This is a genomic window from Desulfobulbaceae bacterium (assembly GCA_015231515.1).
Classification (GTDB): Bacteria; Desulfobacterota; Desulfobulbia; order Desulfobulbales; family VMSU01; genus JADGBM01.
In genome coordinates this window covers 1-14,038 of sequence record JADGBM010000082.1, presented here as the reverse complement: position 1 = coordinate 14,038, position 14,038 = coordinate 1, and the positions used below count along the sequence as shown (strand labels likewise).

The 14,038-nt window shown below is 47.3% G+C and carries 12 protein-coding genes, 1 tRNA gene, 1 other RNA gene and 1 pseudogene; 11 read left to right on the top strand and 4 right to left on the bottom strand.

The features are described 5' to 3' along the window. Together HQK80_11955 and HQK80_11950 are read right to left on the bottom strand one after the other, a co-directional pair. The coding region (locus tag HQK80_11955; protein ID MBF0222920.1) for a hypothetical protein at nt 1–165 on the bottom strand (165 nt) is incomplete at its 3' end. An 81-nt stretch (nt 166–246) separates the two neighbouring features. Next, nucleotides 247–1,284, bottom strand: a complete 1,038-nt coding sequence (locus HQK80_11950) for a deoxyguanosinetriphosphate triphosphohydrolase (GenBank protein MBF0222919.1) — start codon at nt 1,282–1,284, stop codon at nt 247–249. Nucleotides 1,285–1,408: 124 nt separating this feature from the next. Here HQK80_11950 and HQK80_11945 point away from each other — a divergent pair. The 7 genes and pseudogenes from HQK80_11945 (at nt 1,409) to HQK80_11915 (ending at nt 6,816) form a co-directional block, all read left to right on the top strand. Continuing rightward, nucleotides 1,409–1,895, top strand: a pseudogene (locus HQK80_11945) (nucleoside deaminase). Continuing rightward, on the top strand, nt 1,892–2,905 hold the full coding sequence (locus HQK80_11940; protein MBF0222918.1) for a radical SAM protein: 1,014 nt from the start codon (nt 1,892–1,894) through the stop codon (nt 2,903–2,905). The pseudogene HQK80_11945 and the gene HQK80_11940 overlap by 4 nt, the downstream one beginning before the upstream one ends. Before the next feature lie 402 nt (nt 2,906–3,307). Beyond that, a tRNA-Ile gene (locus HQK80_11935) sits at nt 3,308–3,384 on the top strand. 177 nt (nt 3,385–3,561) lie between these two features. Next, nucleotides 3,562–4,392, top strand: coding sequence for a Nif3-like dinuclear metal center hexameric protein (locus HQK80_11930; GenBank protein ID MBF0222917.1), 831 nt, complete (start codon nt 3,562–3,564; stop codon nt 4,390–4,392). Nucleotides 4,393–4,437: 45 nt separating this feature from the next. Further along, nucleotides 4,438–5,163, top strand: a complete 726-nt coding sequence (locus tag HQK80_11925; GenBank protein ID MBF0222916.1) for a hypothetical protein — start codon at nt 4,438–4,440, stop codon at nt 5,161–5,163. Between the two features lie 68 nt (nt 5,164–5,231). Further along, an RNA gene (gene rnpB / locus HQK80_11920) (RNase P RNA component class A) lies at nt 5,232–5,592 on the top strand. A 36-nt stretch (nt 5,593–5,628) separates the two neighbouring features. Beyond that, the gene (locus HQK80_11915) at nt 5,629–6,816 is read left to right on the top strand and encodes a 2-C-methyl-D-erythritol 2,4-cyclodiphosphate synthase (GenBank protein ID MBF0222915.1); all 1,188 of its coding nucleotides are present in this window, start codon (nt 5,629–5,631) and stop codon (nt 6,814–6,816) included. Nucleotides 6,817–6,892: 76 nt separating this feature from the next. Here the strand turns inward: HQK80_11915 and HQK80_11910 are convergent, their stop codons facing one another. After that, the gene (locus HQK80_11910) at nt 6,893–7,819 is read right to left on the bottom strand and encodes an ABC transporter substrate-binding protein (protein ID MBF0222914.1); all 927 of its coding nucleotides are present in this window, start codon (nt 7,817–7,819) and stop codon (nt 6,893–6,895) included. A 269-nt stretch (nt 7,820–8,088) separates the two neighbouring features. Here HQK80_11910 and aroD point away from each other — a divergent pair, with 269 nt between their 5' ends. The 4 genes from aroD (at nt 8,089) to HQK80_11890 (ending at nt 11,517) form a co-directional block, all read left to right on the top strand. Next, the gene (aroD, locus tag HQK80_11905) at nt 8,089–8,790 is read left to right on the top strand and encodes a type I 3-dehydroquinate dehydratase (GenBank protein ID MBF0222913.1); all 702 of its coding nucleotides are present in this window, start codon (nt 8,089–8,091) and stop codon (nt 8,788–8,790) included. Next, nucleotides 8,780–9,598: a shikimate dehydrogenase gene (locus HQK80_11900; GenBank protein ID MBF0222912.1), complete on the top strand. Its 819-nt coding sequence runs from the start codon at nt 8,780–8,782 to the stop codon at nt 9,596–9,598. Before aroD ends, HQK80_11900 begins: the two co-directional genes overlap by 11 nt. Nucleotides 9,599–9,653: 55 nt before the next feature. Then, on the top strand, nt 9,654–10,925 hold the full coding sequence (gene aroA, locus HQK80_11895) for a 3-phosphoshikimate 1-carboxyvinyltransferase (GenBank protein ID MBF0222911.1): 1,272 nt from the start codon (nt 9,654–9,656) through the stop codon (nt 10,923–10,925). A 235-nt stretch (nt 10,926–11,160) separates the two neighbouring features. After that, complete coding sequence (locus tag HQK80_11890; GenBank protein MBF0222910.1) at nt 11,161–11,517, top strand: hypothetical protein; 357 nt, start codon at nt 11,161–11,163, stop codon at nt 11,515–11,517. Nucleotides 11,518–11,583: 66 nt separating this feature from the next. On the opposite strand, the gene HQK80_11885 is transcribed toward HQK80_11890, so the two are convergent. Further along, entirely contained in the window at nt 11,584–13,764 is a 2,181-nt protein-coding gene (locus HQK80_11885) for a hypothetical protein (GenBank protein ID MBF0222909.1), read from the bottom strand. Nucleotides 13,765–14,038: the final 274 nt, after the last annotated feature.

The window sequence follows — 14,038 nt, the reverse complement described above, 5'->3', positions numbered from 1 at the left end:
AGCAGCCATCACCTCTTCTGCATCAAACCAGCAGAGGTCCTTGCCATTATGGTCGTACACCGTCAACACCCGCCGATTATTTTCACGCAGATGTTCTTCCTCTATAACATTACCAACCAATTTTTTCGCTTGCCCAAATGGCAAAAACTTCAGTTCCTCAGACATCATTTTCTCCAAAAATCTACTGTGCCGCCCTGAACCTTTGACTGAGAGCCGCACTTCTTATTATCAACTTCACCAAGAATCTCACAATGGCCGCTTGGGCAAAAGAATCCTCTGATACATCTCCTGGGCAAAACGGTCTGTCATGCTGGCCAGATAATCACTCACCCGTCTGCCATGTGAAGCACTGGCTGCAAAACCATTGGCCTCGCGCTCCAACGCCCCTTTATCTTCAAGGAAATAGAGAAACAACTCCCGAAGCATCTTTGAGGCCTTAACAAACTCGGCATGCACTTTATCTGACCGATAGACATTATGAAACAAGAATTTACGCAACTCCTGCATGGTGTCACCAATCGCCGGAGACACCCCAAAAACCAGTTTTTTCCCACCCGCCCGAGTTCCACTAATAACTCCCCCAATCATGGTAATGTTTCGTTTTGAGTGAGTTTTACCGAGAACCTCCTGGCAGTTAGGCGGGATGTCACTCTCCCCGATAATTCCGCTTCGAATTGCATCATCGAGATCATGACTTAAATAGGCAATAATGTCTGCATACCGAACAACACAACCCTCGGCAGTCTCGGGCATATCGTGGCTATTGGAAGGAATAACCTCACCGTAACCCTTAGAGTGTTTTGCTATGCCGTCACGAACCTCGTAGCTCAGGTTAAGACCACAGCCATCGTTTTCCAGGACATCAACAACCCTGAGACTCTGTTTGTAGTGAGAAAACCCGCCTGGCGTGAGTTCGTTCAAAACGGTTTCTCCGGCATGACCAAAAGGTGTATGTCCTAAGTCGTGCCCCAGAGCAATGGCCTCAACCAGATCCTCATTTAAGCCGAGACCACGGGCCAGAACACGACCAATCTCAGAAACTTCCAAGGTATGAGTCAGCCGGGTTCGATAATGATCACCAGAAGGAGCAAGGAAGACCTGTGTTTTATACTTCAAACGACGAAATGCCTTGGAATAGACTATACGATCCCTATCCCGCTGAAAGACAGTGCGGATGGAGCAAGGGGGTTCGTCGCGAATCCTTCCCCTGCTTTCAGAGCTGAGGCATGCATGGCGAGATAAAATCTTCCGTTCTGCGGCTTCTATTTTCTCACGAATCAACATTATAATTACCCCGTTTACGACAACGAAAACAAAAATACGTTGTCTTGAGTGCAATCGCAAGCTATTCTTTACCTTAACTGCGTAAAGTAGCGCTACCCCAACCCTCTGATGCGGAAGCTGTCCTATGCAGCATGAACATTTTATGGAAGAGGCCCTGACTCAGGCCCAAGCCGCTCTGGATGCCGGAGAATTTCCGGTTGGCTGTGTCATCGTCCACGAAAACAAGGTCGTTGCCAGAGGCAGGCGCCGAAAGAGCAGAGAGTCTGCCGGGCAAAGAGCCAGTGCTCGCTTTACGACAATTACTTGCAGACGCCCCAGAGACCGACCGCAGCCAACTCACCGTCTACTCAACCATGGAACCCTGCCTGATGTGCTTTTCGACCTTGCTGGTCAATGGCATACACAATTTCGTTTTTGCCTATGAAGATGTTATGGGCGGCGGCACCAACCTGCCGCTGGCAAAACTTGCTCCACTATACAGCCAGGCACCTGTTTATATCCACGGCAAGGTTTTACGGGAACAAAGCCTGGCTCTTTTCAAACAGTTTTTTTCCTCCAACCAACAATACCTCAACGGTACGTTATTAGCCACATACACACTGAAACAATGAGCACACAACTTAAAGCACGCACCCTGGCCTTTCAGCCAAACGAGAGAAATATATTTCTTCACCTCCTGACCGCCTGCAACCTGTCATGTCGCCATTGTTATATCAACACCAAACAACACGGCAGCAACACCCTTGACATTGCCACAATAACCGACTGGCTGAAACTTTTTTATCGCAAAAACAGCCAGAGCAACGTCATCTTCCTTGGTGGTGAACCCACTCTGCATCCTGACCTGCCAGCGGCAGTTAAAAGTGCCAAAAAAATTGGCTACCAAACTATTACCATCGACACAAACGGCTTTCTTCATAACGATCTGCTTTCAAAAATAGATTCAGATGATGCCGTAATCAGTTTCAGCCTTGACGGACCCCGAGCTGAGATTAACGACCCGATCCGCGGCGAAAATGTTTTTGCCACCTGCACTGAAAACCTGCAAAAAGCAGTAGCAGCGGGCTTTGAAACAAGTGTCATCTATACTGTCAGTTCGTTAAACATTAATCACCTCAAAGATATGCCGGCCTTATTGCACAAATTAGGCTGCCGTCATTTTTTCATTCAAGTTATCGGGCTACGCGGCAAGTCAGCGACTACCCAGACGGCGTCACCCTCACCAAACCTGCAGATCACACACGAGCAGTGGATTGAAACAGTTCCAGCTGTTGCAGAACATGCCGCTGCCCTTGGAATGCACGTCATCTATCCGAAGGTGTTTTTAGATCCTGACGAAATTTTCCAGTGCGCCGGGACAGTTGCCGAAAACTTTTTTATTTTCCCAAACGGTCGAGTCTATACATGTCCACTCTGTGAAGATTTCCCGCTCCACTCATATGAAATTCGTAACAATAAACTTACACTCCATGAAGGAATCACGGAAAAGAACCTTTTTTCCCTTTCCATTCCGGAGGGCTGTGTAATCAACAAATTACTTCAACCCGGCAGTATCGACTATCTCCCCGATGGTTCCGCACGCCACAGAATCTCCTGCTGCCTGCTTAAACAGGAGATATAAATTAGCGCACTTCATGCGAGCTTTGGTTCTTTACTCAACTTTCCGGGTTAATGTATTGTATGCACTTAATGGTATTTTTCGTAGGTTGGGTTACATTTCAATGGCCACCGGAATTGTTGGGTTTGAGGAAATACAGACTATTTACTGATTTCCCAGCACCTCAAACCCAACAAACTTGGCAGTATGAAATAAAATCAACCCAACCTACGCGATAATAATCACGAAACAACAACGGGTTATGCCACCCCGGAAAGTTGGGTTCTTTATATAAAATAACACCGATTGCCTGTTCCGTAGCTGCGTCCCAACAATAACCTCTGCACATTTCTCTCGCAGTGCATTTTATTTTCTTGACATTAGACACATTTTCGTTCATCTTATGTCGCTTAACTGACGCAAGTTGGGCCTATAGCTCAGTTGGCTAGAGCCACCGGCTCATAACCGGTAGGTCCCTGGTTCGAGTCCAGGTGGGCCCACCAATAAGACATTCGACAGCACAAATTAGTCATATACGAGTTAAGGCAGTGATGCAAATTGACATTGCTCTGCACAAAAAAGAGTTCAGTCGGCTATCAGCAATAAAGGCCAAAATCCAAAAGGTGTAACCAAACAAGGTTACACCTTTTTTATTTTAATAATTTCAACCTGTTGCGCACGTGAGTAACCAAACAACACTAAAACCGATCATTGATATCATTAACTCAATAGCTCCTTTCTCGTATGCTGAAAACTGGGACAACGTTGGGCTTCTCATTGGCGATCCAGGCATGGAAGTGACAGGGATTCTAATTGGGCTGGACCCTACGAGCCAGCTTCTTGATGAGGCTATACAGTCAGGCGCCAATCTTGTCATCACCCACCACCCAGCCATCTTCAAACCTTTGACCAGCATCCGGACAGACACCCCGAATGGCGCCTTTATTGCTAAGTCACTTAATCGCAAAATTGCAGTTATCGGTTGCCACACCAACCTCGACGTTGTGAAAAACGGAGTCAGTGAAATTCTGGCCAGAAAGCTTGGTGCCGTAACCCTGCAAACTCTCGTTTCCTCCGGACAAAAAGAAGATCCTGAGATTGGCTTTGGCCAGCTCGGTCAACTCGAAAATGAACTCTCCCCCGAATTTTTTCTTAACTCCCTCTGTAACACTCTCAAAATCCCAGCCGTCAAAATCGCAGGCCAGTTGCCGACAGGGATTCGTACAATAGCCGTATGCGGAGGATCCGGCTCCGATTTAGCAGAGAAAGCCTTTGCTGCTGGAGCCCAGATATACATCACCGGTGAAGTCAAACACAGTACTGCTCGCTGGGCGGAAGAGGCAAACTTTTGCATTGTCGATGCGGGTCATTACGCAACCGAAAACTGTATCACAGAAGCATTTGCCACAATTTTACAAAAACACCTGGCTGACCGTGATATTGCAATAAATACCCTTGTAGCTCAAGAACAGGACAATCCCTTTTCTTATTATATAGTTGACTCTAACTAACACATAACTTGAGTAAACATTCCTTACTCGACGGAGGTATAAGCATTGAATGACGAAATCAAAAATCTGATGAACCTGCAAGCCATTGACCTTGACGTACAGAAAATTGACATAGAAATGGCTAAAGGATATGGCGATCTTGACGCGAAACGTGCTGAAATTGAAAAGGATAAAATTGCCGTAACCGAATACGAGGAGCAGCTTGAACTTGGCGAAAAAAGACAACGAGAGCTTGAAGCCTTGATTGAGGACGAACAAGAGCGCATTAAAGATCGTCAGACAAAATTAATGAACATCCAGACAAATCGGGAATACCAGAGCATCCTGAAGGAAATCGAAGATACCAAAGCTGCCAATAAACAACGAGAAGACGAGTTAGTCCTTCTGCTTGAACAGTTTGATTCAGTAAAAAACAAAATTAAACAACTCAATGCCGCTTGCGCAGAAAACGAAGAAATCCTTGAAACCGAAACCAAAAAGATTAAAAAAGTTACGGCAAAGCTTGAGACGGATAAGAAAAAAATCCAGAGCACACGCGACGCCAAAGCCCTGAAGGTGAAAAGCAAGCACCTTAAACATTACGAAAAACTGCGAGAAAAACGTAACGGTCTCGCAGTGGCAGGCGTTACAAACGGTGTTTGCTGCGGCTGCAACATGAACATTCCCCCACAGATGTTCAATGAACTGCTGCGGGAAGAAGAGATTCTTTCGTGTCCAACCTGTAACAGAATGATGTTTCATCTGCCCGCTGACGAATCAGATGAAGAGTAGTTCCTTAAATTGTAACCGGTAAGTATCAACAACCAATTGATGCTTGTTCATTCCGGTTTCGTCGCCTTAGGAGTGGGCGCATGGTCGCTGTTTCCTTCTTGGAAATAGAGGAAAGTCCGAACTCCATAGAGCAAGGTGGTTCGTAACGCGAACTGGGGGCAACCCTAAGGAAAGTGCCACAGAAAATATACCGCCTCGCTTTAAGCGAGGTAAGGGTGAAATGGCGAGGTAAGAGCTCACCGCTTTTATGGCGACATAAAAGGCATGGCAAACCCCTCCTGGAGCAAGATCAAATAGGGAAACGCTTAAGAGCTGCTCGCTCAATGTTTCCGGGTAGATTGCACGAGGCGCCAGGCGACTGTCGTCCTAGATAAATGACCATGGCCTCAATTTGAGGTACAGAATTCGGCTTATAGCCCACTCCTTTTTTTATCTATTTCCGCGGGGTTTAAGAATTTTTAGACGATGACCCAAACACTTTCTACAGCAGCCATCATTACAGCAGGGGGGGTTGGCCGCCGAATGGGCAGCAATAACCCCAAGCAATACCTGACTATCCACAATTGCCCGATTATCATTCACACCCTCAAAGCCTTTCTCGAGACCCAACTGTTTGACCAAGTCATACTTGTCGCTCCAATCGAACATCTCGAACAAACCCGAAAGCTTTTATCTGAGTATCAACTCGACTCCTGCCTTGAGCTGGTCAGCGGCGGCCCTACGCGCCAGGACTCGGTTGGCAATGGTCTTAATGCGGTCAAGTCCACTATTTCACATGTTGCCGTGCATGACGGTGTACGGCCTCTTATCTCCCACCAAAGTATCGAACAATGCCTGCAGGCCGCCTATACCTTTGGGGCAGCTATTACTGCCGTTCCTGTTAAGGACACGCTTAAGCACTCCTCTGAGGCCGGAATTATCGCGAACACAGTTGAGCGCAACCAGCTCTGGCGAGCGCAGACTCCGCAAATCGCCAAGCTCTCCCTACTGAAAGCGGCCTACCAAAAAGCCACCGAACTTGGGTTTTCCGGCACAGACGAAGCGTCACTTCTTGAGTTGATCGACTGCCCTGTCAGATTAATTGAAGGCTCGGAGACCAATATTAAAATAACCCTCCCCGAGGACATCCAAATGGCAGAGGCGATCCTGAACTCACAAAACCCGGCCCCCGGCTCTGCACTCCGTATCGGCCACGGCTACGACGCCCACCGACTAGTCCAAGGTAGACCCTTGATCTTAGGTGGTGTAACAATACCTCACCCAACAGGACTGCTCGGCCACTCTGATGCCGACGTTCTCGTACACGCCTTATGTGATGGAATTCTTGGGGCCCTTGGCGAGGGTGATATAGGCCGCCACTTTCCCGATACCGACGAGCAGTACAAAGGGGCTGACAGCCTGAAACTCTTAAGGGCTGTCATGGATCTTTGCCATAAAAACAACTTCGAGCTTAGCAACGCAGATATTACCGTTGTTGCTCAGCAACCTAAGATTGGACCACACATCGAGGCAATGAAAAAAAATCTATGCCGAGTCTGCAAGGCACCGCCATCAGCAATTAATGTGAAGGCAACCACCACGGAGAAAATGGGATTTACGGGCAGAGAGGAGGGGATCAGCTGTCATTCTGTCGTATTGCTCAAAACATTGTAGCCGCCCGAGGAGGCTGTCAGCCTTAAAGCCGACGTACTTCAGTGGGCCATATTCCGTATACTTGCCTCAAATATAATCAGGTCGCCTTTGCCGCCTCGGCAAAACGGGTATCGACAAAGGCCTCAAGGTCAATCTTATCCTTCATTATCCCCATCTCACCGTGCATATAATCTTGGATCTTGGCCAAATCATCAAGCACTGGAAACAGGTTGGCAGTAGTAATTCTATCCTGCGGTTCGGTCAAAACACGTTTAATTACCTCGGTTTTCTGACCCAGAAAATCGGCACCAATCCGGGCGGCTGTTGTCGTCGACGTATCGATAAACTTGCCGGACTTAACCAGGCTGTTGGTCAGCTCATGAACGGCATCAGGGTTGTTCTCAATCACCGCATCACTCACAACTAAAACACAGCAGGGGTGCTCGGGCCAGATATCCTTAGAGAGGCTGAACTCTTCTCCATACCCTTCGGACACAGCTTGGGAGGCAAAAGGCTCAGCAACGATAAAACCAGCAATCTCACCATCTTCATCATATTGCAAGGCTTCTACCATCTGACCAGGCGCCATAACCTCAAGCAGCACATCCTTTCCAGCACCAGGCTCCAGGCCTGCCTCTGTGCAGAGCTTATGAAGCAGCATATTATGGACGGAGAGCTGATATGGGATAATGACCACCTTCCCCTTGAAATCGTTTATTGTTTCAATGTTGGCCCTTTTATTTTTAACCAACACACTGCCTGATTTATGGGTAAACAAGATCAACTTCCCTTTAAATCCGGCCTTGTAGAGATCCATGGCCGTGGGTGCTAGAACAAACGCTGCATCAACAGAACCTCCAGTCAAGGCCCCGGCTACTTGCTGCCAGCTCATCATAGGATTGCTGTGTAGGTTTAAATATTTAAACTCTTCAGCACCTTTTTTGACTTTATCCTGCGTTACACCCAAAATAAGATGGTCTGTAATTTTTAGATGAGCAACTCGAAAGTCAATCTTATCAGCCATTGGGATTCTCCCGCGATATCTATAGGTAACTTATTTAATAACAACTTTTCTGGATAACGGATAACAACAAGTAGATTATCCAACAAGGCCAGATTAAATGTCAAGAATAATCTCTGGAAAAAGATATCGTTAGACAGAGACAATTTTTTGGCAACAACATCTCTTATTCGCACTAAGACATCCTCTCTTATTGACATCGTAGACAGTATAGAATAGTTTGGCCAACACCTTAATTCATGCTTAGCCAACCATAAAGTTATTGCATACCTATGAAAACAGATCCAACTTCCGGCAAAGTTTGTGTTGCTGTTGCCGCTGAGACCACCACAGAGGCTATCCGTCTTGCAAAAACAGCGGAGGCAGAGGCCGACGTTATAGAGATCAGGCTTGATGCGCTTCACACACCGGAAGTTGTGCCATTCATCGAAGCCATCACAGCCCCGCTGCTCTTTACCAACCGCGCCCAATGGGAGGGTGGAAGCTTTAGCGGCAGCGAAGAAGAACGTCTTGATTTTCTGTACCAAGCTGTTGCTTCCGGTGCAGCGTTTATCGACATTGAGTTAAAAACAGAGGCAGCTCTTCAGAAGGAACTCATCAAAGAGGCACATAATAAAAACACGCAGACAATTGTCTCGTGGCATAGCTTTTCATCTACCCCCTCCATGCAGGCCTTACGTTCAATTCTGCAGGATCAGTATAAGACGGGTGCTCGAATTGGTAAAATTATCACCATGGCAACTGCCCCCCATGATGTTTTGCGGGTTCTGAATCTCCTGGTCGAAGCCAGCGAACTGGGCTTTCCACTCATTGCCTTCTGCATGGGGGCTCCAGGCATCGTCAGCCGTGTCGCAACAACTGAGCTTGGCGGCTATATGACCTATGCCGCAGCAGACAGATCTTTGGGAACCGCTCCAGGCCAGCTCGAACTTCACGCCCTTAAAACCATTCACAGGCTGATGCATGGCAATTAACGGCGCAACTCATATTTATGGAATAATGGGCAACCCGGTTACCCATAGTTTAAGCCCTGCCATGCACAATGCCGCCTTTGCAGAACTTGGGTTGAACTGTGCCTATGTCCCCTTTCCCGTTCAGGATGTCGCCTCGGCAATGTATGGCTTTAAAGCTCTAAACATAAAGGGGGTCAGCGTCACAATCCCTCATAAACAGGCAGTAATCCCGTATCTTGACACCATCGATCCGGTCGCAAAAAACATAGGTGCCGTCAACACGTTACAAATAATTGACAATCGCATCTCCGGCTTCAATACCGATTGGCAGGGTGCAAACAGAGCTCTGCAACAGGTTGCTGAACTTCCGGGAAAATCAGTTCTTATTCTCGGTGCAGGAGGCTCTGCCAGGGCCATTGGTTTTGGCTTATTGGAAAATCGGGCCCAGGTGACGATTGCCAGCCGTACAGCGTCCTCCGGCCAAAGTTTGGCCAAGGCACTTAACTGTCCCTGGCTACCCTTAAGTGAGGCCGGCAACGTTCAGGCAGATATCCTTATTAACGCCACTTCAGTCGGCATGCGGCCTAATCATGACCTGTCACCAATAGACAAAAAGGTACTGGTCAATTTTAGCATTGTGATGGACATTGTTTACGCCCCGTTACAAACAAAACTTCTGCGCGACTCAAAACTGGTCGGATGCAAAACTATCAACGGCACAGAGATGCTCCTCTACCAGGGTGCTCATCAGTTTGAGCTCTGGACTGGCCTTGCTGCGCCGATTGAGGTAATGAGAAAACAACTATTAAACGCTATCCAATCAGCATGACCTTACTCAAATACTTGCTTTAAACTGAATTAGCTAACTGCACAGACCAACTACAATGAAAGAGATAACCCCACTCGCCACTATTGATTGTGACATCACGGTACCAGGCTCGAAAAGCCTGACTCAACGTGCCCTCATCGCCGCTGCCCTGGCGGACGGCAACTCAAAACTAGTCGGCCCGCTCACCAGCGAGGACACCCACTATACCAGTCAGGCTCTCAAGGCCATGGGCATCACGGTCGACAGTTCAAAGGAGGTTTGGCAGGTGGCAGGAAAAGGTGGCACAATCGCCACCCCTGTCCAGGCAATCTTTTTAGGGAACAATGGCACCGCCACCCGCTTTCTTACCTCTGTAGCGGCCCTGGGAAATGGTGATTTTTCAATTACTGGCGGCCCTCGCATGGAAGAACGCCCCATCCGTCCATTAATGGAGGCCCTAAGGGGCTGGGGGGTTACCATTAAAAGCATCAAGGGCACCGGCTGCCCCCCTCTGGCAGTTGCGGCACGGGGCATTTACGGCGGCAAGACTGTGCTTCCTGAAGGAAAAAGCAGCCAGTACCTCTCTTCCTTGCTGCTCGTAGCACCTTATGCTGCCCACCCGGCTCAACTTGAGGTTCTGGGCGAGGTTTTTTCGAAACCGTATGTCCAAATGACCCTCGCAGTCATGAACTCTTTTGGCGTAAAAGTTGCGGCAGATCCAAATCTCAACAGCTTTTCAATTCCCCAGGCAACTTACAAAGCACACACCTATCACGTTGAAGGTGACGCCTCCAGTGCCTCCTATTTCTGGGCTGCGGCTGCAATCACCGGTGGTCGTGTCACCGTGAAAAACGTCCCCGATCCATCCTTGCAAGGTGATGCGGTGCTGGTGGATATGCTGGCCGATATGGGGTGCAAGGTGGTTAAATCATCCTCTGGAATTACAGTAACAGGCCCAAAAGAACTGAAAGGCATTGAAGTCGATATGGCTGATTGCCCTGATGTGGCTCCCACGCTTGCCGTCGTAGCCTCTTTTGCAACAGGAACAACTGTCATCAAGAATATTGCTCATTTACGTATTAAAGAATGCGACCGGCTGCACGTCATGGCTACAGAACTGGCTAAACTTGGGGTTGTTACCAAAGAACTCGAAGATACACTGGTAATAGAAGGCTGCGGCGACCCCACGAAACTCCATGGAGCAGAGATTAAGACCCATGAAGACCACCGTATTGCCATGTGTTTTGCCGTAGCGGGCCTTAAAGTTCCCGGCATTAAAATTCATGGTGAAGCGTGTGTTGCTAAATCGTTCCCTGATTTTTGGGAGCGATTTTCCTGGCTCTATTAGCACCCGCCAATAACTTCCACATTTTTTTCAAAAAAAATTCCCACGACCTCTTTATCTTCAAACATCCATTTCTTGTCGTATTTATATTTTTACTACTAGTGTTTACTGCTAGTCAGCCTGTAACCGCTTTTAAAAATGCCTTGACCACCTAAAATTATCCTTTTATCTGTAAAAATGTTCTTAATTTGTGTTGCAGAATTCAAGATACCGAACCAGAACAATTTGAGGAAAGTTAATGAATGCCCCCTTACGAACAGAAAGACGAAAACACGATAGGTTAAGCCTTTTCGCGGAGGAAGCCTCAGCTGATTCAATGCTGAGTGGACTTGGTTCAATTATCGAGATGAGTTCGGGCGGATTTTCCGCAGAATATCACGGTGATACCTCTTGCATTAAAGAAGAATGCAAGACGAGTATTTTTGTACGCGGCGGCACTGTTATCAACAATCTGCCCATTAAATTTGAGTGGGTCAACTGCCCTGAAAACAATGAAAACTGTGCACGCACGACCGTTGGCGTTCGATTTCAAAAACTGACCTCCACCCAGCAACTGAAGATAGCCGCCCTTCTCAGGTGGCACACGCAAGAGTAGAAAAGCACTTTACAATTCAAAACGGTGAGCCTTCAAATCACTAGCCATGTTGTTTCTGGACGGCTCCTAAAAGTCTTCAAAAGTATCGTCGTCATCCATTGGAATAACTTCTCGGGGGCTCGACTTGGTTTTTTTTGACACTGGCGCAGCTGCAATCAGCTGAGTTGCAGAGTTCACTTTCGGAGGCAGACTCTTTTTTGCCACCGCTTTTTTTGTACCAACAACACCTACAGAACTCGGCTGTCCTTCGACAATGGCTTTCAGATCGTTAACCACATCCATCATCGTCCCAGCCTGAGAGCTAAGCTGTTGCGAGGCAGCGGCAGACTGTTCTGCCGTTGCTGAGTTCTGCTGAGTAATGTTGTCCATCTGCGTAATTGCCTGATTTATCTGGGTCAACCCTTGAGCTTGCTCCTGCGATGCGGTTGCAATCTCCCCCACCAGACTGCCAACCTTAGCGCTGCTTTCGGCAACTTTTTTAAAACCCGCCGTAGTTTTGACAACAATTTCTTTTCCTGAATTAACCTGCTGGATCGTTTCCGCTATGAGTCCTGCGGTGTTTTTTGCCGCCGCAGTCGCTCGCATGGCTAAGTTGCGGACCTCATCAGCAACAACAGCAAAACCCGCACCAGCCTCACCAGCACGAGCCGCTTCAACCGCTGCATTTAAAGCCAGTAAATTGGTCTGAAAAGCTATTTCATCAATGGTCTTGATAATCTTGGAGGTATCCTCACTGGCAGAGGCAATCTTCTCCATTGCCTTTCCCATCTCATCCATTGATTGATCCGTTCCTTCAATAATCTTCAAGGATTCACGCATTAAAATATCGGCCTGGGAGGCGCCCTCGGCATTCTGTCTGGTCATTGAGGCCATCTCCTCCATAGAGGCTGAAGTCTCTTCAATGGCAGCCGCCTGTTCTGAGGAACCGTCCGCTAACACCTTACTGGAGGACAACACCTGGCTTGAAGCGGCAAAAACCTGCTCAGCACCTGAAATCATGGCCAGAACCACTTTATTAATTGGCCCGGTTATTGACCGGTTTATAAAAAAAGCAAGAATCAACCCAATCAGAAAGGTGATAGCCCCTGCTATTGCCGCCAGCCTCGACAAGTTCTTTGCCCTTGAAGAGATTTCGATGGTAGACGAATCTGTTGCCTGAGTGGATTCAGCTATGATCTTGGCAACGACCGGCTCTATCTGGTGAACCGTATCTCGCATAACGGTAGTTGCCTTTTCCATGACGGCATACTCGGCAATCATCATATCAAAGGCAACCTGGTAGGCCTCCAAGGCGGCAACAGTCGTATCGATATGCTCTTGAAGGATTCCGCTGTTGGCAAACCTGTCTCGCAGTTCCGCAACCGCTTCGTGTGTTGATGCTACATATTTTTGATCCATACGAATGATAAAATCTTTCTCGTTCTTCCTGATTTCAAGAAGCATGGCCCTGGCGTCAGGAACTCTGACCGAGGCAATGGATGCCTCAAGTTTTCGCGCAAGTTCCACCAGAGAACCGTTTATGTCCATACGATAAACGCTATCTTCTGCCTCAAAATGCTCCTGAGCCCAGCGCTTGTACTTCTTGAAAAAATTCTGCTGATCTTTTTTAGCCTCGGCCTCACAGGTACTGTTGTTCAAGACAGCCTCAAAGGCATCCATGATCTGAATATATTTTTCTTTTTCTTCTTCTTTTTCAGTACGGATGTAATCTTTCTCATAGCGTCGCAACTGCAACAGGGCTATAAGCACATCATCGACATTAAATCCCGACAAGCTTTCAGCTATTGTTTGAGCGGCACCAAGAAACTGGCCCTGAAGACCAGACTCTTCGTCGAGACCTGCACGCTTTTGGGCTCCCACTAACGCCTCAAAATTCTGCCTGTACTCCTTTGCCAATTCAACAACTTTTGCTGCCGCCGCAGCTGTTTCCTGCTTCCCATCGGCCTCTTTAATCTGCTTGATCGCCAGAGCGTTCTTGACAAGTACGTCAATATTCTTGGCATGCGCATCGAGGTACTTCATCTCCTTACGAATTATAAAATCTTTTTCGTTTCTGCGTGCCTGCAGCATGGAAGATTCAATTGTAGCAGCGTGTTTGTAAGTGGCTACATCTCCAGCAAGAAGGCCAGAGAACCCTGAGGTGGTTTTCGATGACGATACCTGATATATGAGGTTAACAATAACCATCAGCAGAAGAATTATGCCAAAACCACCGATAATCTTAACACTTAATTTCAACTTGTTCATAGTTCACCTTCTAAGTTATTTCTAATGATTATTGTTACTATAGGCTTCTTACAAAGAGGATTCTTAAACGGTATCACAAAGTCATACTCAAATGAAATTATTTTTTATTTTTTTTTAGGTCTCCAAATTGGTGAATTGTTATGAGTCTCGCTTCACCGGATTGTGCGTGTCACAGCTTTGGGATTATCTTGACTTTTTCTAAAAAGGGGTCAAAAAAGCAAAAAAGGGGTCAAGTCCGCTCTTGACTTTTGACTTTTGACAAACTTCTTAAATA